A 19,076-nucleotide genomic window follows, 5' to 3' on the forward strand; every position below is an offset into this window, starting at 1 on the left:
TTAAAGATAATTAGCTAGCTCAAACATTTATTACCAATTACCGATTTTTTTAGCAAAAAATTGTTTTACTTTACCAAAAATTAAAGTTCACTTACTGATTCATTAATCTAATAGTTGCTAATCTGCACAAGGATTCATTTAATGTATTCCGTGTCAGGGTAATGGAAGTTGAGTTGCCTGTTGAGAAACATTATGCTTCTCTAGAGCAACTGATACTACATAAGGTTGCCATTTTTACTTTGTGAATAATGCCAAAATTGCACTCAAACACGCGGAAAATCCAAATACTGCAACTAGCAATTGGGCTGGAAATCAGTTTTTTTGCGGTTGAACTTGGTGTTGGGTTATGGATCCACAGTTTGTCGCTGGTAGCAGATGCAAGTCATCTCCTTTCAGATGTCGCAGCATTAGGAGTCACGCTGGTAGCAAGCTGGATGGCGCAAAGCGCTAAACGTCATGCGAAGTACGGACGTCGCATTGAATTATATGCCGCACTGCTAAATAGTCTTAGCTTAGTGATTTTGGCAAGTTGGGTAGCAACCGAAGCAATTGCCAGGATGCAATCTCCAACTTCCTCAGATATTCTTAGCTTACCAATGTTGCTAACTGCAGTAGTTGGTTTAGGAATTAATGGTTGCAATGCTTTTTGGTTACACGAGTGCAGTCACTGTGACTTGAACTTCAAAGCAGCCTTCTTGCACGTACTATCAGATTTATTTAGTTCGGTGGGCGTAATTATAGCCGCGATCGCAATTTCTTGGCTCGGTTGGATGTGGGCTGATAGTGCAATTAGTCTTTTAGTCTCAGGACTTGTTGCGATTTCGGCTACAGCGCTACTGTTGCAAAGCCTCTGGATGCTATTTGGCAAAGCCTCTCCTACGACAAATGCTTGCGACTGTGAAAAACGCGACATGGAAAAACTGTTATTTCCATCATTAGAGGAGATTTTACGATGAGCAGTTTATGCTCAGTTCAGTTGGTGTGGAAGCGATGGAAAGTCATTAGCACTTTCGTTATTACAGCGATAATTTGGCTAGCTACGGTATTACCCGTACAAGCGCAAGGTGCAGACGAAGAATTAGTCCGCATCTGGCCTACGAATAATACAACTTTACTGGTCGGGCAACGCTTTGACTTGCGTGTAGAAAGTTTAATTCCGGCACAGTCACCACCAAAATTAGAATCAATCACAATCAACGGCAACAACTTTACTGGTACGTTTAGAAAGCGGATTGACGAACAACTGCAACTTCCTGGTGGTTCCATCGAAGTAGGATTACCAGAGGAAGGCTCAAACCTTTTTGGTCAAACGTTACGCAACTGGAGTTTACCCAAGCCAGGGCGTTATGAAATTGTAGCTACTTTGAACATCGACGGGCGTCAAGTTTCTGCACGTAACACTTATCGCGTTCAACCATTTCAACAGCGAGGTAATTTAAACAAAATTATCTTCTTTGTGGGTGATGGAATGGGAACGCCGTTGCGTACAGGGGCGCGAATCATGAAATTCGGTGTCCGAGATGGTCAACCTGGTGGTTATCTTGAGATGGAGCAAATGCCATTTACAGGCTTAGTGGCTACGCACTCACTTGATAGTATTATTCCTGATTCTGCCAATACTGCTGCTGCATGGGTGTCTGGAGCAAAAACGATTAATAATGCCCTGAATGCCTTTCCTGACAATACACCAGAAAATCCGCTTGATAATCCTCGGATTGAAACATTACCGCAGTACATGAAGCGGAGATACAATTGGGGGATTGGATTGGCAACGACAGCATTTTTAACTGATGCTACACCTGCAGCCTTTGGCGCAAACCAACGCCTGCGCTTTTCATACGAACAAATTGCGCAACAATATTTTGACTTTTTTAGAGATGGTTGGGCTTTACCAGAAACCGGATATCGTAGCTTAAAAGAATTATCACAACCTGTTGATGTTCTTCTAGGTCCAGGAGCGCGTCATTTTGTGCCAAATGAAGAGCGTGCTGCTGAGTTCAGAGACACCGTATTTCGCCGCGATAATCAAGATTTAGTTGCTGTTGCTCAACAACAAGGTTACACCATTGTCACCGATGTAAATAGCATGAATCAAGCTCCTAACGATCGGAAAATTTTAGGTTTGTTTTTAGGAGATTTTCGTGAAGGAGCGGCTCTAGGTGCACAGAATATTCCCTCCGTATTAGATTTATTGATTGCGCGTGGTAGAGCAACAATTGACGGTAGAGGTGCAAGTCAACTCAATCCCCCTATCCCACCAGAATTTGCGACGATTCCTAAGCTAGAAGAAATGACTAGAAAAGCGATCGCGGTTCTCGAAGCTGTATCGCCCCAAGGTTGGATATTGCAAGTTGAGTCCTCGCAATCTGATAAACTAGCTCACCCTCTCGATCCTGACCGGACACTTTACGAAGTCCTGACTTTAGATAAATCTGTGGAAGTAGCACGACAATTTGTTGCGGAAAATCCAAATACACTAATTATCGTGACTGCCGACCACGCTCAAGGTCAAACTGTCGGTGGTACAGTAGATTCACGCGCAATCCGCGAAGGCAGAATTGATTTAAATGATGCCATGCAGTCATTTGGAGATGCAGGGTTCACAACTTATCAAGATACAGATGGCGATGGCTATCCCAATGAAGCTAATCCCGACACTAAGTTAGCGATTGGAATTTCTGCGCGACCAACATTCCGTACTGACTTTCTCACCGACGACTTAAATTTACCTCCTTCTGGTGAGGATGGTACTGAGCCTAATCCAGAACGCGATCCCAATGGCTTATTGCTAACCAATGACTTAGAACGCGGTACAACTGTTGCCAATCACACGGGAGATGATGTTCCGATCGCTGTCCAAGGACCTGGAGCCAGATTATTTACTGGTGTCATGGATAATATCGAAGTTTTCCAACGCATGGCTGCTGCCATCTCTGGCGTGAGAAACCGTCAAGACTTAGCGACTGGTAGACCATTTACTGCTACGGAGACTGAATCATGACACTGAGTAAACCAAGCGCAACTATGTTCAAACTCAAAAAATTACTACGTTCTAAGCAAATGCGGCTAGTAATGGGAGTAGTCATTGCAGTAACAGTGTTTGCCGTATTGACGCTACAACCTACCCTGGCGTTTCGGGCGCAGCCGCAAGGAGACAGTTTACTTTATGGTAAATTGGCTGACTCTCGTGCTATACATGGCGGTCGTGGCGTCGTGGCAAATGCCAAGGTCACAATTAACTCTATTCCACCACAAACAACTCGTACCGATGACCAAGGTCAATTTTGGTTTAAAGGATTGCGAGATATTCATTATGTCCTCAAGGTAGAACTACCTTACGATCGCAGCAACGTCTACTCTCTATCTACTAGAGTGCATGGTCGAACGGGTGAATTTTTCGAGATTGGTGATAACGTACAACACAATCACGAAATCGACTACTGATACCGTTTTATTTCAAAGTTGATACAAGTAGACTGAACAGGAATAAGTAGGTAGTAGCTGGGGAAGAGTTAAACCCCCAGCTTTTTAGTTAAGTTCCAGGTAGCGATCGCAAACGATCATTCAGGTGAGTGCGATCGGCTAAAGCATGAAGCAGTGGACCGTGCGTTCCAAATTCTACAATACTAATTGAACCCACAGGGCATGCTAAGCGATAACGAAAGCGTCCAACATCGATTCCGAGTAAGCTACATAACATGATGCGAATCGTTGCTTTGTGCGAGACAATTAAAATATTGCCACCACTGTAACGATTTTTGATTTCTTCAATAACTTGCATCGCACGGGAAGCGATCGCCACGGCTAATTCACCACCTGTTGGTGGATACCATGCGGGATCTGCTGACCAGCGAATATAATCATCGTGATAATCGCGGGCTACAGTATCAACTGATAAGCCTTCCCACTTGCCAAAGTTAATTTCTTTTAAGCCTTCACGTAGCTGTGGTTCTATTCCGATCGCTGTGCATAAAGGTTGAGCAGTTGCGAGCGTGCGTTGCATCGGGCTAGAAAAAACCGCAGTCCAAGAAGTATCGCGATAAGCCATAGCAAAAGCTTGTGCCATCTCTAGTCCTTCTGGTGTCAAGCCTGGATCAATCGCACCACAAAAAGCATTATTTCGACTGCATTCAGTTTGTCCATGTCGCAAGAAATAAAGCGAGATAGCCACAATTACCTCTTAATTAACCGTTTATCTTTGAACCGCCAGAATTAGCATTCCAAATAACAAACCTCTTGTTTCAAAGCTCAAATTGCTTTAATCTAATAGACCTTAAGCAGCTGCTTGAACAAAGATAGCGAAGAACTCTACTAATCTGCTGTTCAAGTCTTAACCAATTGCATAAACGAACAATTCAACTACATTGTTCTAATTTATGTATAAAAAAATACAATGAATTTTTAGTAAATTATGGTAAAAGTGACGCTGAATGATAGTGTTAAGTAGAAATAACGCCGAAAAGATAAAAAAATTATACACTGTAGCAAAAGGAAAATTCTTGAGATATTAAGCTCATTCCTCGCACGATATCTGAATAGCTAGAAGAGAAGTGAACGCTGGTTGCTCAAAATTTTTAGTGATAGCAACTGAACTTGAATCAGCAGTGTCAGTAGAAGAATTAACATGATTTCAAAAGTTATTCGTACGTATGCGTCATCATTTGTAGCGATCGCCAGTTTATTTCCATCAGCAGTCGTAGCTTCGGATTTAATCTTTCACGACAACGATAGCGTTACTCCCAACAATAGTAGAAGTTACTGGACGCCACGACGACTACAAAATGCTAAACCACTACCAATGCCTAAACCTACTCGTGGAGTAACAACACAAGCTACACCTGCAGTAGGAACTCCGGTAAGTGGGAGGGGTCAACCACCAACGGTTAATATTAAACCTGATTTCAACAATCGACTATTTCAACCTCCTCAAACGAATTTTCAGGCAAACGAACAAGAAGTCCAACCTAACAATGTAGGTTCAGTAGGTGCGTTTTTTACAAGTTCCCGACTTATTCCTTTATCTGCGGATGTTGTCTATCCTTATAGACCAGTAGGAAAGCTTTTCTTTACAATACCTAACGAAGGCGATTTTGTTTGCTCTGGTGCAGTTCTCAAGCCAAGAATTGTTCTGACAGCGGGTCACTGCGTTCATAGCGGTAGTGGAGGTCAAAGTGGTTTCTTTACCAATTTCTTGTTTGTTCCTGCTTATCGAGATGGTATAGCACCTTTCCAAGCTTGGAGTTGGAGTCACGTTGTTACCACTAATGCTTGGTCGCAAGGTGGGGGTGTTGTTCCCAATGCCGCTGATTATGCAATGATTGAAATTATCGACTTGCCCTTTAATGGTGTCTCTCGCAGAATTGGTCAAGTCACTGGTTTTTTAGGTTTTAGAACGCTCAGTCTTTTTCCTAACCATGCAACTTTATTGGGTTATCCTAGTAACCTTGATAACGGTCATAAAATGCATCAAGTTACTGCCCAAAGTTTTCGTACTCGTAATCCTAACTCAGTAGAGTATGGCTCTGATATGCGCGGTGGTTCAAGTGGTGGTCCTTGGATACAGAATTTTGGTGTAGCAGCTGTTGGGCAAAATGATGGCAGAAATCCCGGTTTCAATCAAATTATTGGTGTTACTTCATACGGACCTGTGGCGACTGATCCGTTGTACCAAGGTAGTTCTATTCCTGACTCTCGCTTTGTCAATATGCTCAACGCTATGTGTCAACGCCAGCCTGGAAACTGTTAAAATAACACGCATTTTTTAAGGATATTTGTCAGGTTTTGTCATAATACAAAACCTGATTTTATATGACATCGTCGTCAAAATATTATCTTAATTTTTCTCCTCTTGACGTCAGAAGTAGAGAGTTATAAGTTATGTGTGATTAGATTAATATCTAGTACAGGTTTCCTGTATTAAATACGATCTCTAATTGACCTACTTAGCCTTCAAAGTGTAATAAAATACAACTTTATTCTGAAAAATTCCTTAAAAATATTCGATGTACAAAATACTGATTTTTAGTACTTTCTTCAGCCTGTTTCCTACTGTAATCGTTGCTCAGGACTCTCTATGCTACATAGAATGGCGCGGACAATTTATTGACTTATCTAATAATCTTTGTGACAAAAAGCCTCAATCTTCTGCAATCAGAGAACTAACGGTAACCAAACGACAAGTGATTCCGCTGAATAACGTGCGCGTCTCTGAGTTGAGAATTGAACTTGCAGAAAACGGAACTCCAGAAGTGAAAGGAACTCTGACGAATGAATCGAATCAGGTCGGTGAGTTACCACCAATTCAATTCAATGTGATAGACCAACGTAATAATCGCGTACTTGCGAGTGAAACTGTTACCTTTGATAGTAACAATGGCATTGAGCCAGGAGAACAAATATCATTTATCAAGGCAATTAGCCCAGATATTTTTAGCAATGGGGTAACACCATCAGATCTGCAATTGAAAATTATCAACTCTATTTAATCTATTTAATCTATTTAAAAGAAATCAACAAGTTTAAACGGTGACTTTTGCCATTTAAAATACTTGTCTACTGTTTCAATGACTGTGCTAAAATTTCGCAAAATATATCTAGCATTAATCATCGAGTCTCGGTAATGTAGACTTACTCAACCAAACTGGAACTGAGGGAGCTAGTATCGCGCAAAGGTTTCTTCCGTTGAACGAACCAGCATCCTGTTCGATCGGTGTTTCTTGACTGTACGCTAGAGAAGCTTAATTTATTTGTTGGTAACAAGCTGTTGAGCTTCAGCTTCTAGCATTTGAATCAATTGTTGGTCGCCTTTCGCTCGTGCGACTTGTAACCGATGTTCTAAGTTTTGGCGAATGTTGGCAATATGAGTATGATTTAACTCTTCCAATGCTCGCTGACGACTGCTTCGGGTTGAAACCTGACTTTTTCCTGCTCCTAGCTGAGTCTTAGCTGTCTCTGCGTACTGTCTGCGCATAAGACTTGCTTCGATATCAATTGGGTGACCTATGTTGTAACTGGCTCCACGGTACTTTAACCCAACAACTGGTTGAGGTACAGGGATATGTCGAGGATAGCGCTGTTTCCAATTTACACCTCGATATTGACCGTTAATGTCTCCCTCACTCATTTCAATATTTGGTGCGCTGGATTCGTAGTTGACCCCTCGATAAGTAAGTTTCATTTTTGTAGCCTTTTCACTAGATTCTTTAATAGGTTTCAGGTTATGTAAAGTGCGTTCCTTCGGGAAGTTTCCCTACTTCCGTCTCTACAAAGCATCTAACTTAAGGCTGATTCTTAATAAAAAGTAGAGATGAACGTTGTATTTTCTGTATCTAATTTTACTATTTTTTAGATAAATCGTCAAGTTTAACAAAAATTAACATTAAAGGAGCAGCCTCGTTATTATTGCACTTTGGATAATCGGATGCTCAATTAAAACACTGCGATTAACTTAATTAAGAAGAAGTCAGTGTATATGCTTGTTTGACTGCTTGTGTACTTTTTATTGAATGCCAGTGAGAACTTTGCATTTTATCGCTTGTGATGCTACCTCCTTGATTTAACACTTCTGTCACGGGCATTGGCTCACCAATGTAATAACCTTGAGCATAATTGACACCTAATTCATGAAGTAACTGCAATGTCTCTGGTGATGCCACAAATTCAGCGATCGTAGCAATAGATAACCCCCGCGCAACTTCCACGATCACTTTGACTAAGTGTCGATCGAGAACGTCTTTCGCTAAGTTCTTGATAAAACTGCCATCAATCTTGAGGTAATCTACTGGTAGGTGTTTGAGTTGCGCAAACGAAGAATAACCCATACCAAAATCATCGATCGCAAACTGACAGCCGATTTGTTTGAGCGTGTTAATAAATTTGCGTGCTTGAGAAAAATCCGCGATCGCCGCTGTTTCAGTAATCTCCAATACTAATGTTGCAGGGTTAATTCCTGTCGTCGCCAGTTCTTGCTGAATCATCGGCAAGAGTTCGCTGTCAGATAATGATTTACCAGAAATGTTAACTTCCAAGCGTAGAGTATTGCCTAATTTTGCCTGAGCAGCAATTAAATGAATCGCTTGGCAAACTACCCAACGATCGATATGAGAAATCAACCCGCATTCTTCAGCAATCGGGAGGAAGGTACTGGGGCTAATAATTTCTCCATCTTTTCCTAACATCCGAATAAGAATTTCATAACAAGAAAAAGTATCGTTGTGTAAATCTAAAATTGGTTGGCAGTAAAGTACAAATAAATTTTGCTCTAGCGCTTCGCGAATTTGATTTTTCCAGAAATTGCGTGATTGGATTTGAACTTGCCAATGCGGATCGGGAGTGTAGAGGCTAAAGCAATTGCTACCCAGTTTTTTTGATTTATACATTGCCAAATCGGCATGGGCAAAAAGCTCATCTGCTACCATTCCATGATCTGGAAATAGAGTTGCGCCGATACTTGCTGTAATTCGTACTGGTTGCCCATTAGCTATAACGACATGAGTTTTGAGCGCGCTGACAAGCTTTTGTTTGATTAAATCAAGATCGTGCAAAGAAATTTGGGGGATAAGTATAGCAAATTCATCGCCACCCAAACGTGCTAAAACATCCTTTTCCTCGATTTGTTCTTGTAGTAAAGTCGCTAGATTTTTGAGGAGATCGTCTCCGGCTTTGTGTCCGAGGGTATCATTAATATCTTTAAAGTCATCAATATCAATTAAAATTAAAGCTCCAGATTGGCGATCGCCCTGAAGCGCTAGTTCCAAATAATGCTCTAATTGCGCTTGAAAGTAACGACGATTGAACAAGCCAGTCAAAGAATCGTGATTGGCTATGTACGAAAGTTGTGCTTCTAAACGCTTGCGTTCGCTGATGTCGCGCGCGATAGTAGCAACAAAATCAAGCTCGCCGGTTGCTGAACTTTTAGCGACAATCACTTGTGAAACGGGAATTTCTTCTTTCTGGCGGTTGAGTAGCGCCATTTCTCCGTTCCAAACTCCACGCGACAGCAAAGTAGGAATGACTTCATCCAGAAACATTTGATTTGCCCAATCAGGATGACAATCAAAAATATTGAGTTGTGAAATATCCTGTTGCGGATCTAATCCTAATATTTTGTAACCAGCTTGGTTGAGAAACAAGGGTTTTCCTCGACTATCGGTAATTCCCACAAAGTCTGTTGTTGCTTCTAAAATAGCTGTAAAGCGGGCTTGCGCCGCTTCGGTTTGTTTGCGCGCTGTGATATCTTCAACCGTACCCTCATAACATACAACGTCGCCGTGGATATTACGGACAATTCTGGCGTTTTCTGAAATCCAAATTGTACTGCCATCTTTGCGATAAACTTGCGATTCAAACCCTGATACGGAGTTATGCTGCTGCATCAAACGAAGACACTCAGCCCGGCGATGCGGATCGACATAAAGTTGCTTTTCAATATTAGTGACACTTGCTACAAGTTCTTCGGGTGACTCATAGCCATAGATGCGCGCGAGGGCTGGATTAGCACTGAGATATTGCCCTGCGGGTGTCGTCTGAAAAATTCCTTCACTAGCATTTTCAAAAATACTGCGATATTTTGCTTCTGCTTGTCTTAGTGCTTCTTCAGTTTGAAGTCGTTTAGTTACATCATGCGTTGAAACGACAACAGCACGCTTTCCTAAAAAAGTGAGCGAATGACACGAAACTTCTACCTTGACGATTGTTCCATCTTTTTTGCGGTGCCTCCAGATACCTTGAGGACTAATTTCAGACTTGAGGTGTTTTAGTTGTTGCTGCAAACTAGCAATATCTTCTGAAGGACAAATATCTCTCATCGTCATCGATAAAAATTCGTCGCGTCCGTAGCCATAATGGGCGATCGCAGCATGATTGACATCTAGAAAAGCGAGTGTTTCAAGATCGTACACCCACATCGGACAAGGATGACTTTCAAACAATTCGCGATATCTCTGTTCGCTTTCTTTCAGTGCAGTTTCGGAACGTTTTAGTTCGGAAATATCTGTAATAAATCCTTCTAAACCGAGAACTTGACCGTGACTATCAAAAACCCCGCTACCTTTTTCCCATAACCATTTTTGCTCGCCAGATTTGGTGTGAATTCGGTATTCAACGACATAGGGTTTTTTTGCTTCTACAGCGTTTGTAATGCTCTGTAAAACTCTTGGTAAATCTTCAGGGTGAGTAATCGCATTGTACAATCCTGTAGTACCAATTAATTCTTCGCTACAGTAGCCTGTTAATTCCAAACATCCTTCGCTTACATAAGTCATTGACCAGTTAGGATCGTTGCTACAAGCAAAAGCAATTCCTGGTAACGAGTCGATCAAAGTTGCTAATCGACGCTGGCTTTCTGCAAGTGCTACTTCTGTATGCAAACAGCGCGAACTCAAAGCTTGCTGTACGACTAAAACCAAAATAACTATTGTGGTAAGGTCAGCTACTTCTATCGCTGGCTGTGTAGTAGGATATGCATAATGTATTCCCGCGCTTGCTGCCAGAATTGCGATCGCTACACCAACATGCCACCAAAGGGATATCTTTTTGGCGAGTAGTCTCATCCAGAAAGTTAAGAAACAGCAAAACGCTATACTTTCTAATAGTATCGGCAACACTGCCATATTCATGTAATGAATTCCAGCAAAACTTTCAAGTAGCGTATCATTTGCTAAAAAAAACCTTTTGTCAAATTGCCAACGATTTAAAAGCCAAACAATTATTTTGCCTAAAGTTACAGATGCTACAGGGATGAAACTAAAAATATTCATCAAGTGTGTTTGTAGAAATTGGCTGTAGGCTAGCTCCAGAATAGTTTTTAACGCGATCGCGCCACGAATCAATACAGTTGCCAAACTAGCCGCTACAACAGGAATTATGGAAATAATAACTATATGAACATCATATGTAGATATCATACCTAGGCATTTTTGTGAATGACTACATTGGCATACAGTAAGTAACCAAATTGTTTTTTTAGTAACTTACGTTTTTATGTTTTGCGGTTTAATTTATTTTTACCCATTTTGATAAGATATTACCCTGGGTTTTTGCTGATATTAATTAAGTTTCAACTCATTAAAAACGCTACTATATAAGTTGAGGCTCGTGGTTAAAATACTGAGATTTTTTGTAAAAATTAGGTAAAAATATATAATTTTCTCCTCATTTTCTTTGTCGCGGTTCAATTGGTCGAGTGCAAAAATGGCACGCAAACTTTATTGAACAACGCATTTGGTGGAGATTTCGGATTGAGATGAAAGGATAAAAAGTATACATGACGAAGCCTCATTAGATTTGCAGAGTTTATAAATGAGGCGAAAGGGTGCAAAATATAGGAAGAATTACAGTTGAGTAGCATAGTAGAAGTATGGCTGTTAAAAAGGGCGATTTAGTTCGTGCAGTTCGGGAAAAGTTGGAAAATTCCCTAGAAGCGCAAGCAAGTGACACGCGGTTTCCGTCATATATATTTGAAACTAAAGGAGAAGTCTTAGATATTAAAGGAGACTATGCGCTTGTTGTCTTTGGACAAGTTCCCACTCCGAATATCTGGTTACGGGTCGATCAGCTAGAATCAGTGAAGTAGCTTGTTTTCAAGCCATAGTCAGCAACAATAGCTGTCACGCGATACAAATTACGGCGATTGATAAGACTATTATCCTAAGAGTCGTATTTGCATAATCAGAGCGCCGATCGCAAAATAACGACACGCATATATCTAGGAAAACGCGTTTCTAAGTTATGCCTATCGCCTCTACTTCGCAGTTATTGGGTTACTCTCCCCGCGTCACAATCGTTGGCGTTGGTAAAGTTGGCAGTACATTAGCGCAACAAATTGGTGAGAAAAACCTAGCCGATGTAGTGCTGTTAGACGAAGTAGAGGGACTACCTCAAGGTTTAGCACTTGACTTGATGGAAGCTAAAGGCATATCACGGCATAGTCGACAATTTATCGGTACAACAAATTATGCTGATACTGCTGGTTCAGATATTGTCGTGATTACTGCAGGACAACCACGTAAGCCAGGAATGAGTCGCGACGAGTTGCTCAAAACTAACGCCCGCATTGTTGTAGAAACAGCAACGAATGCGATCGCATATTCGCCAAATGCCATTCTCATTGTGGTAACTAATCCTTTGGATGTCATGACTTATCTTGCTTGGCAAGCAACAAAATTGCCAACAAAGCGCGTCATTGGCATGGCTGGCGTTTTAGACTCAGCACGGTTTCAAGCTTTTGTAGCGATGGAATTAGGTGTTAGTATTGCCGATGTCCGCGCGATCGTCTTAGGCAGTCATGGCGATTTGATGGTACCTTTACCGCGCTTTTCAACGGTTAATGGTATTCCAATTACAGAATTAATCGATGCCGCAACCATCGAGCGCTTGGTAGAAAGAACCCGTAAGGGAGGAGCAGAAATTGTTGAATTGATGCAGACGGGCAGTGCCTACTTTGCACCTGCGGCTTCAACATATTTAATGGTAGAAGCAATTTTACTCAACCAATCGCGCTTAGTTCCAGTAGCAGCTTATCTTCAAGGCGAGTATGGTTTACAGGATGTTTTTATTGGCGTTCCTACGTTACTTGGGGCGCTTGGAGTTGAGCAAATTTTAGAATTAAAACTGACAGATTCGGAACTCTCTGCCTTACATCTTGCCGCGCAAGCAGTCAAACAAAATATAGAACAGGCGCGATCGCTTGTTAAATTGAGTTAAATTGGTATATTTTCACCTTCAACGTCATCTATCCTTAATTTTACCCAAGCTGTCGCACTTAGCAAACAAAAGAGTGCGTATGATTACGGTAGAGAAGCTTTGACACTAGCAATATACTAGAAGATATAGTAGTTTTTTTGGTATCGCTACGGTGGATCGCAAGTTCAGCACTACTTCCGCGCAATCTTTAAGTAATTATACTTAGCTATTACCTAGACTTTTCTCTATTTTGCGACTGCAAGTCTCAGTAATTATACCGCGCATACGCAGCAAAATCTTTACTAAATTTTCATTACTGTCGTGGTTTTCCAATTCATTTCTTTACTCAAAATCAGGCATTCTCTAATTACTAGCAACTATCTTGTATTAAAAAGTACTTTCTATGAATATTATTTTTTTAGTTTATCTGATCGCTGCTTATCTTTTTTCAGGATTTATTTGCTGGCTAGCGTTTCTCAAAAATTGCAATCGGCGCTTTCCACCTCCGCGTTGGCAATGTCCTTTGATAATCACTTTTTGGCCAATTTGGATTTTAGTAGAAATTAAAAGCTAAACCGAATTAAACGTAATAAACTCTCCGAAAAGCTTTATTGCTGACAGTTAGGACAAAAGTGAGAAGATCGCCCTGCGAGTCGAATTCGTTGAATCGGTGTCTGGCAAAGGCGGCAAGGTTGACCAGTACGATTATAAACCCAAGCAAGACCGCTATATTTACCATTAACACCTTGTACATTTAGAAACGTACTAAAAGTTGTGCCGCCGGCGGCGATACTAGTTTCGAGAACTTGAATAATACTACAACGCAGCTTTTCTATCTGCGCTAAGCGCAACTCGCTACAAAGAGTTGTTGGTCGTAGCTGACAGAGAAACAACGCTTCATCTGCATAAATATTACCTAATCCGGCAACTATCGCTTGCTCTAGTAGTGCTGTTTTAATTGCCCGTTGGCGATTTTTGAATTTTTGAGTTAAGTAATCAACTGAAAAGGCTGGAGAGAAAGGATCTAATCCTAATTTGGCTAAACCTGTGATGACGCTTTCTACAGGAACTGCTGGCGGTACCCACCACATCTGACCAAACGTGCGTTGATCGACAAAGCGTAACTCTAACCCGTTATCAAAAAACAGCCTAACGCGCGTATGCTTATGTAATTCTTCCTCCTGGTTTAACCACAATAGCTGACCTGTCATCCGCAAATGGACGCCCAACCAACCAGATGGTACTTGAGAAGACTGTTGCGTTTCGGCTAACAAGTATTTACCATAGCGATGCCACCGCGCGATCGCGCATCCTTGAATTCCTGTTAAGAATTCTGCAATAGAAAGTGGGTGGGCGATCGTGCGTTCTAGTAACACATCTCCACCCCTAATTGGCTGACTCAGAGTGACTTGATTCAGTCCTCGTCGTACAGTCTCTACTTCAGGTAGTTCCGGCACAATCTAACGCGATTCGGTTCCTTGGTTAGCATCACCAACTACTGTTGAGCTACCTTCACCTGACTCGGGCGCAGCAGTCGTCTTAGCTTCAGGCTTCAGCGGTGTTCCCTGACCTGTGGTGCGGGTACGTTCGTCGATAGTCGTTTGTTTGCCACCGGTCGCAGCAGGAGTTGCTTTTTTCGCTTTTGCCGTTGGCTTTTCAATCTCTACGAGTTCTGTTTCTGCAAAGTTATTTGTATTTACGCCCGCATAGTTAACTTTATCAAAGCGGACAATCACGGGATAGCGAATGCCACTTTTGTCAACCGAGGCAACAACTCCTACATCTTGAAACCAGTAGGACTCTTTACGGAGGATGCGCACTTTTGAACCACGTTCAACCATTTGTACTTTTCCTTTTAGTTATCGATTGCCACAGAGATACGGCTAATAGATTTCACTCTACAACCTGATGCAAGCAATAAAGTCGAGTATTAAGTTATTTATCTGACTTAGGCTACTAACTACTTTTCAGCGTACTACTCAGCGGCAACTTACTCTACTATCGAGGCTTTAAGTTTTATTAATTTACTATCAATCGATTGACGCTCGCTCTATCCAGCTGACTTCCACAAAATAAGCGGCTTTTCCCCACGCATCCTGAGTCAGTTTGACATTCTCTATTGCTAAGTTAAACGGAATCGCGGTAGTCAGATAACGTTGAGCTAACGTACCAACATCAGGTGCAAACTGAGTAGCCATCGTTGCTGCTAAACCTAACCCTAACAGCTGCTCAACTGGTCCGCGCGGTAATAGTAAATGAAAGCCTACCGCAAGTCCTGCTGCGAGTAAAATCCCGGCTGAGACATTTGTACCGCAGCGAGGATGTACCGCTAAACTCCATTCTCCACTTGTCAGTCGCTGTAATGCGATACTCACTGCATTACGTAAAGTAGCTTGATTCAAATGACCGTAAAGGTAGAATCCTTGTTCAGTCGAGAAACCTGCCAACAATTGATTTTCAGGAGATTGATAACCACTTTGTTCGCTAAGAACCCATACTGTAGCGTGTTCCAGCGCGTGAACCTGTCGCAGCATTAAAATATCTTTTATTCCAGGGATAAAAGCAAGCTGTTTAATAAGTTCCGTATCCTGGGCTTGTGTCGGTTGAGTCAGACTCTCGACATCAAAAAAATCTAAAATATGCGTATTCATGGCAGCGTTTCTCCAGAAGCTGCTAGATGAGGAATGAGCGTCGCGTTTTATCTTGATGAGTGTGGATAATTACCGCACCAAGATATTTATCTTCAAATTTAATATAATTTGCCTTTAATATAGTTGAGATTTAGTGTCAATCGCCAGGAAGTTGTTTGCGCTCTGCATAAATATGCTACGAAACTGTACCATCGCTATGGTTAGGCAAAGTACAGCAATTCACATCATCCAAGCAAACTTTACCCCATTGTAGTGCCCAACGAACTAATGCCACGCGATTTTCAGTCGCGGTTTTAGTCAGAATGTTGCTGATGTGATTATCGACAGTACGTTTACTAATATCTAATTTTTCTGCTATCTCTTGGTTTGTTAAGCCAGCAGCTACTAGTTCAATAATTTGTAATTCTCGATCGGACAGGGAAACAGGGGTTTGAGACTCGCCACCAGCCATACTAGCAATTTATCCTTAGTAGATCTACTTACTCTCCTTTTTCAATTCTAAAGGATTCTTTTGCTGGTCGGCTTCTCTAGCCGTTGGATACAGTATGTTTCTTGCTCAAATTAAAGCTGGTTAAGTTTCGGCTGACTGGCGAAAAAGTTGGTCGGCTTTTTGAGAACGCCTCTAATTAAGAGAGGAGCTTTCAAGTATAATTACTGTTTGTATTTGTTAATTTATATACTTTGACATGCTGACATTCCTTGACGAGCTTTGAAGTGTACTTTTATATTCAAAGTGGTGAAATGTGTTGATTCGCGTGCAGTTATAAATGATGAAATTTAAGGAGTAAACAACCGGAATACTTGTTTCTGCGTGTAAGGTCAACTGAATACTCAAAACTTTGCAATTTCTTTAAATACTTCTTCGTTAAATAACTTTCTTTTTGATTAAGTCAATTTTATGTGCTCGCTCAACTCGATACAACGTTTGTGATGTTTACTAAACTAACTATAAGTTTGCTGTGTTTAAATTGAAATGGGTAAAAAATCCTCAGTAATTTTGGTTGATTAAGGTGTATTGTACGTCATTATGCTTAAAATTTATCCAGCGCCAGCAGCAATTATTTTTATTTCAAGTACAGTTGCGATCGCTGGTGTTGGGTGTAGTAGCAAACCTGGTATTCATCAATTAAATAATACACCCTCAGTTAGTCATCAAAGCTCATCAAGTACAGCATCAGTCCAAAAATCTGCCGTTGCCACAAAGTTGCCATCTGCAATACCGAAAGAGCAGCCGAGTTTATTTGAATTAGCACTAGACAAAGCAACAGCGGCATATACGATTAGTCAATCAGCGCAGTCAGCCGACGATTGGCGCTTGGTCGTGAGTAAATGGCAAGAAGCACTGGCTTTAATGAAAGCAGTACCTGCAGATAGCGATCGCTCAACGATTGCGCAAAAAAAGATAACTGAGTATCAACAAAACATTAGGTATGCTCAGCAACAAGTTAATCTTAGCTCAATGACAACGGCGCCAGCCAGCTTACCGTTGAACGCATTAGAACCGGAAAGGCTCGAAGTTTTGCCACCCGTTGAACAAAATCAAACAGTTATCCGCGTTCCAGTAAAACGCCGTGAAAGTGGCACGCCTGTTATTAATGTGACGTTTAACGGCACGCAACAGTTTGAAATGATTGTCGATACTGGGGCTAGCAACACGGTGGTTACGCAGGCGATCGCGACTGCGCTAGGAATTAAACCCACAACTACCGCAAAGGCAAATACTGCTAGTGATAGAGGTGTGGAATTTCTGATTGGCTATGTTGATACTATCGAGGTTGGAGGAATCGTCGTTAACAATTTACCTGTGGCGATCGCGCCGTCTGCGCAATTAGAAACCGGATTACTAGGACATGACTTTTTTCACAATTACGATCTGACATTCAAGCGGGATGTTATCGAATTTCGCCCGCGCTAGATATAGAGGAGAGTTCAAGAGTCAGGGGTCGGCGGTTAGGGAATATTTTATATTTCAAAGATTTGAGAGTCAAAAAAATAGACCTATTTTTGCTTATCAACAACCTAGTTAAAAAATAATGCGGCGAACTATTTTACTTCTATTTAAAACTACATTAACTGTTGTAGGTATCAACTTTATTGCGCTGCCAGCAAACGCGCAAGAGGTTGAAAGTTGTTACATGATTAATTCTACAGGTGCGGTAGTTAACTTGAGTCAACTTTGTAAAAATTATCAGCACTTGCCACCAACAACACGACAAGTATTTACTGCCAAAATTAAACGCCGCTATGGTGGAACACCAGTAATCGATGTCACATTTAATAATAAGCAAAAATTTGAGATGATTTTGGATACAGGAGCAACACAAACGACAATTACGGAGGCTATGGCAAATCACCTTGGATTAGTTCCTGTAGGCAGCCAAATTGTTCAAGTTGCCAGTGGTGAAGCTGTTAGCTTGCCGATAGGACGCATAGAATCAATCGAAGTTGGCGGTGCCATCCTCCGCGATACTCAAGTCTTAGTTGCCCCTTTGCCACTATTAGGGCAAAACTTTTTTAGCCGTTACGACTTAACAATTAAGCAAGACATTGTAGAATTTCATACCCGCTGAAGAAACTTGACTAATTGCTCAAGCTTTGCCCAAGCTGCACCACTATGCAGAATTTCTTTCGCGAGGGCGATACCTGCTGTATAATTTTCAGAAGCAACAAGTCCACCTACTTGTAAAGCAAGTGCTGCATTGAGTGCTACAACATCTTGTTGAGCTTGAGTACCTTTACCCTGCAAGACTGCTTGGAGAATTGCGGCATTTTCTTGAACGTCACTGCCACGAATTGCTGCAATGGGAGCAGGCGTTAAACCTAACTGTTGGGGATCGAGCGTTGTTAAATGAACTTCTCCTTGCACGAGTACGGCTAAATCTGTAACATCAGCCAAGCCTGCTTCATCGAGTTTTTCTCGTCCATGAAGGACGATCGCGCGTTGGGTACCTAATTGACATAAAGCTTTGGCGACAGTTTCCAAGATTGCCCCATCAAATACCCCAATCACCTGTCCTGTGGGGCGCAAGGGGTTGATCAATGGTCCTAACAAATTAAAAACTGTGCGTACCTTCAGCGTTTGCCGTAGCGGTGCGACAACTTTCATTGCTGGATGCCAACCCCGTGCAAACAAAAAAGTAATCCCAACTTCTTCAAGTGCCGCTTGAACTTTGTGGGGGGGCGCATCGAGATTGACACCCACCGCTTCCAGAACATCGGCAGAACCAACACGACTCGAAGCCGAACGATTGCCATGTTTTGCGACACGTACTCCCGCCGCAGCTGCCACAAAAGCAACAGCCGTCGAAATATTAAAAGTCGCAGCACCATCACCACCCGTACCGCAAGTATCAATTACTGGCTCGTGGTGCGTGATTGTAGATTGGCATTGCGATTGAGCCAACAAAACCTCAGCCATTCCCGCAAGTTCTTCTGCAGATACGCCTTTAGCTTGAATTGCAGCTAAAATTGCTCCTGACAAAACTGGTGGAATTGCTTCGTCGAGCCATGCTTGCATCAGTCGTGCGGCTTGTTCGCGCGATAGTGAGGCGCGGTCTAATAACTGTTGTAGTAGTTCGCTATCCCAACCTGGAGTAAACTCTGAGGTGGCATTTGCGATTGATGGTGAATAGGTCATAAATTCTCATCTCATAAATTCTGTCAAAACAGGTAGTTAGCTTTTAGCAAAACTCCACAACTAAAAGTCAGAGAGTTAAATTGCATACATGTTTTGTCTTTAGATTC

Annotated in this window: 17 protein-coding genes and 1 riboswitch; of the genes, 9 read left to right on the forward strand and 8 right to left on the reverse strand. The window is 41.8% G+C overall.

What is annotated here, in order from left to right:
• The first annotated feature begins 248 nt into the window (after nucleotides 1-248).
• Genes B1A85_RS05900 through B1A85_RS05910 form a run of 3 tightly spaced genes read left to right on the forward strand, consistent with a single transcriptional unit; the run spans nucleotide 249 to nucleotide 3,444 of the window.
• Nucleotides 249-956 (forward strand): cation diffusion facilitator family transporter, encoded by a 708-nt coding sequence (locus B1A85_RS05900; protein ID WP_104545948.1) that lies wholly within the window; start codon nucleotides 249-251, stop codon nucleotides 954-956.
• Entirely contained in the window at nucleotides 953-3,001 is a 2,049-nt protein-coding gene (locus B1A85_RS05905; RefSeq protein WP_104545949.1) for an alkaline phosphatase, read from the forward strand. The genes B1A85_RS05900 and B1A85_RS05905 overlap by 4 nt, the downstream gene beginning before the upstream one ends.
• Nucleotides 2,998-3,444 (forward strand): carboxypeptidase-like regulatory domain-containing protein, encoded by a 447-nt coding sequence (locus B1A85_RS05910; RefSeq protein WP_104545950.1) that lies wholly within the window; start codon nucleotides 2,998-3,000, stop codon nucleotides 3,442-3,444. Before B1A85_RS05905 ends, B1A85_RS05910 begins: the two co-directional genes overlap by 4 nt.
• A gap of 88 nt (nucleotides 3,445-3,532) precedes the next feature.
• Here B1A85_RS05910 and B1A85_RS05915 read toward each other — a convergent pair whose 3' ends face one another.
• A complete protein-coding gene (locus tag B1A85_RS05915) occupies nucleotides 3,533-4,171 on the reverse strand; it encodes a histidine phosphatase family protein (protein WP_104545951.1) in 639 nt (212 codons plus the stop codon).
• 453 nt (nucleotides 4,172-4,624) lie between these two features.
• Here B1A85_RS05915 and B1A85_RS05920 point away from each other — a divergent pair, with 453 nt between their 5' ends.
• Both B1A85_RS05920 and B1A85_RS05925 read left to right on the forward strand, forming a co-directional pair.
• A complete protein-coding gene (locus B1A85_RS05920) occupies nucleotides 4,625-5,746 on the forward strand; it encodes a serine protease (RefSeq protein ID WP_104545952.1) in 1,122 nt (373 codons plus the stop codon).
• A gap of 256 nt (nucleotides 5,747-6,002) precedes the next feature.
• A complete protein-coding gene (locus B1A85_RS05925; RefSeq protein ID WP_104545953.1) occupies nucleotides 6,003-6,485 on the forward strand; it encodes a hypothetical protein in 483 nt (160 codons plus the stop codon).
• Nucleotides 6,486-6,742: 257 nt separating this feature from the next.
• On the opposite strand, the gene B1A85_RS05930 is transcribed toward B1A85_RS05925, so the two are convergent.
• Entirely contained in the window at nucleotides 6,743-7,177 is a 435-nt protein-coding gene (locus B1A85_RS05930; protein ID WP_104545954.1) for a DUF4278 domain-containing protein, read from the reverse strand.
• Nucleotides 7,178-7,225: 48 nt separating this feature from the next.
• Nucleotides 7,226-7,315: riboswitch (Glutamine riboswitch) on the reverse strand.
• 136 nt (nucleotides 7,316-7,451) lie between these two features.
• Complete coding sequence (locus B1A85_RS05935; protein WP_104545955.1) at nucleotides 7,452-10,904, reverse strand: PAS domain-containing protein; 3,453 nt, start codon at nucleotides 10,902-10,904, stop codon at nucleotides 7,452-7,454.
• A gap of 452 nt (nucleotides 10,905-11,356) precedes the next feature.
• On the opposite strand from B1A85_RS05935, the gene B1A85_RS05940 reads away from it, so the two are divergent.
• Both B1A85_RS05940 and mdh read left to right on the forward strand, forming a co-directional pair.
• Nucleotides 11,357-11,572 carry an NAD(P)H-quinone oxidoreductase subunit O gene (locus B1A85_RS05940; protein ID WP_104545956.1) on the forward strand — a complete coding sequence of 72 codons (216 nt, stop codon included), beginning with the start codon at nucleotides 11,357-11,359 and terminating at the stop codon, nucleotides 11,570-11,572.
• 155 nt (nucleotides 11,573-11,727) lie between these two features.
• Nucleotides 11,728-12,702 carry a malate dehydrogenase gene (mdh, locus tag B1A85_RS05945; protein WP_104545957.1) on the forward strand — a complete coding sequence of 325 codons (975 nt, stop codon included), beginning with the start codon at nucleotides 11,728-11,730 and terminating at the stop codon, nucleotides 12,700-12,702.
• Between the two features lie 587 nt (nucleotides 12,703-13,289).
• Here mdh and B1A85_RS05950 read toward each other — a convergent pair.
• The 4 genes from B1A85_RS05950 to B1A85_RS05965 form a co-directional block, all read right to left on the reverse strand.
• Nucleotides 13,290-14,138, reverse strand: coding sequence for a DNA-formamidopyrimidine glycosylase (locus tag B1A85_RS05950; RefSeq protein ID WP_104545958.1), 849 nt, complete (start codon nucleotides 14,136-14,138; stop codon nucleotides 13,290-13,292).
• Nucleotides 14,139-14,141: 3 nt separating this feature from the next.
• On the reverse strand, nucleotides 14,142-14,522 hold the full coding sequence (locus B1A85_RS05955; RefSeq protein WP_104545959.1) for a photosystem I reaction center subunit IV: 381 nt from the start codon (nucleotides 14,520-14,522) through the stop codon (nucleotides 14,142-14,144).
• A 189-nt stretch (nucleotides 14,523-14,711) separates the two neighbouring features.
• Nucleotides 14,712-15,332 carry a DUF6391 domain-containing protein gene (locus B1A85_RS05960; RefSeq protein WP_104545960.1) on the reverse strand — a complete coding sequence of 207 codons (621 nt, stop codon included), beginning with the start codon at nucleotides 15,330-15,332 and terminating at the stop codon, nucleotides 14,712-14,714.
• A 175-nt stretch (nucleotides 15,333-15,507) separates the two neighbouring features.
• Nucleotides 15,508-15,783 carry a helix-turn-helix transcriptional regulator gene (locus B1A85_RS05965; protein WP_104545961.1) on the reverse strand — a complete coding sequence of 92 codons (276 nt, stop codon included), beginning with the start codon at nucleotides 15,781-15,783 and terminating at the stop codon, nucleotides 15,508-15,510.
• 576 nt (nucleotides 15,784-16,359) lie between these two features.
• Here B1A85_RS05965 and B1A85_RS05970 point away from each other — a divergent pair.
• On the forward strand, nucleotides 16,360-17,247 hold the full coding sequence (locus B1A85_RS05970; protein ID WP_104545962.1) for a TIGR02281 family clan AA aspartic protease: 888 nt from the start codon (nucleotides 16,360-16,362) through the stop codon (nucleotides 17,245-17,247).
• A gap of 118 nt (nucleotides 17,248-17,365) precedes the next feature.
• Nucleotides 17,366-17,902 carry a TIGR02281 family clan AA aspartic protease gene (locus tag B1A85_RS05975; RefSeq protein WP_104545963.1) on the forward strand — a complete coding sequence of 179 codons (537 nt, stop codon included), beginning with the start codon at nucleotides 17,366-17,368 and terminating at the stop codon, nucleotides 17,900-17,902.
• Here the strand turns inward: B1A85_RS05975 and trpD are convergent.
• Nucleotides 17,890-18,969: an anthranilate phosphoribosyltransferase gene (gene trpD, locus B1A85_RS05980; protein ID WP_104545964.1), complete on the reverse strand. Its 1,080-nt coding sequence runs from the start codon at nucleotides 18,967-18,969 to the stop codon at nucleotides 17,890-17,892. The two genes, B1A85_RS05975 and trpD, sit on opposite strands and share 13 nt — an antisense overlap.
• Nucleotides 18,970-19,076 lie beyond the last annotated feature (107 nt).

This window comes from Chroococcidiopsis sp. TS-821 (assembly GCF_002939305.1).
GTDB lineage: Bacteria > Cyanobacteriota > Cyanobacteriia > Cyanobacteriales > Chroococcidiopsidaceae > Chroogloeocystis.

Excerpts from the sequence above, each read along its gene's own strand:
- trpD (WP_104545964.1), bottom strand. The coding sequence starts at position 18,969 with ATGACCTATTCACCATCAATCGCAAATGCCACCTCAGAGTTTACTCCA.
- B1A85_RS05975 (WP_104545963.1), top strand. The coding sequence starts at position 17,366 with ATGCGGCGAACTATTTTACTTCTATTTAAAACTACATTAACTGTTGTA.
- B1A85_RS05970 (WP_104545962.1), top strand. The coding sequence starts at position 16,360 with ATGCTTAAAATTTATCCAGCGCCAGCAGCAATTATTTTTATTTCAAGT.
- B1A85_RS05900 (WP_104545948.1), top strand. The coding sequence starts at position 249 with ATGCCAAAATTGCACTCAAACACGCGGAAAATCCAAATACTGCAACTA.
- B1A85_RS05930 (WP_104545954.1), bottom strand. The coding sequence starts at position 7,177 with ATGAAACTTACTTATCGAGGGGTCAACTACGAATCCAGCGCACCAAAT.
- B1A85_RS05940 (WP_104545956.1), top strand. The coding sequence starts at position 11,357 with ATGGCTGTTAAAAAGGGCGATTTAGTTCGTGCAGTTCGGGAAAAGTTG.
- B1A85_RS05960 (WP_104545960.1), bottom strand. The coding sequence starts at position 15,332 with ATGAATACGCATATTTTAGATTTTTTTGATGTCGAGAGTCTGACTCAA.
- mdh (WP_104545957.1), top strand. The coding sequence starts at position 11,728 with ATGCCTATCGCCTCTACTTCGCAGTTATTGGGTTACTCTCCCCGCGTC.
- B1A85_RS05935 (WP_104545955.1), bottom strand. The coding sequence starts at position 10,904 with ATGATATCTACATATGATGTTCATATAGTTATTATTTCCATAATTCCT.
- B1A85_RS05925 (WP_104545953.1), top strand. The coding sequence starts at position 6,003 with ATGTACAAAATACTGATTTTTAGTACTTTCTTCAGCCTGTTTCCTACT.
- B1A85_RS05905 (WP_104545949.1), top strand. The coding sequence starts at position 953 with ATGAGCAGTTTATGCTCAGTTCAGTTGGTGTGGAAGCGATGGAAAGTC.
- B1A85_RS05920 (WP_104545952.1), top strand. The coding sequence starts at position 4,625 with ATGATTTCAAAAGTTATTCGTACGTATGCGTCATCATTTGTAGCGATC.
- B1A85_RS05965 (WP_104545961.1), bottom strand. The coding sequence starts at position 15,783 with ATGGCTGGTGGCGAGTCTCAAACCCCTGTTTCCCTGTCCGATCGAGAA.
- B1A85_RS05955 (WP_104545959.1), bottom strand. The coding sequence starts at position 14,522 with ATGGTTGAACGTGGTTCAAAAGTGCGCATCCTCCGTAAAGAGTCCTAC.
- B1A85_RS05910 (WP_104545950.1), top strand. The coding sequence starts at position 2,998 with ATGACACTGAGTAAACCAAGCGCAACTATGTTCAAACTCAAAAAATTA.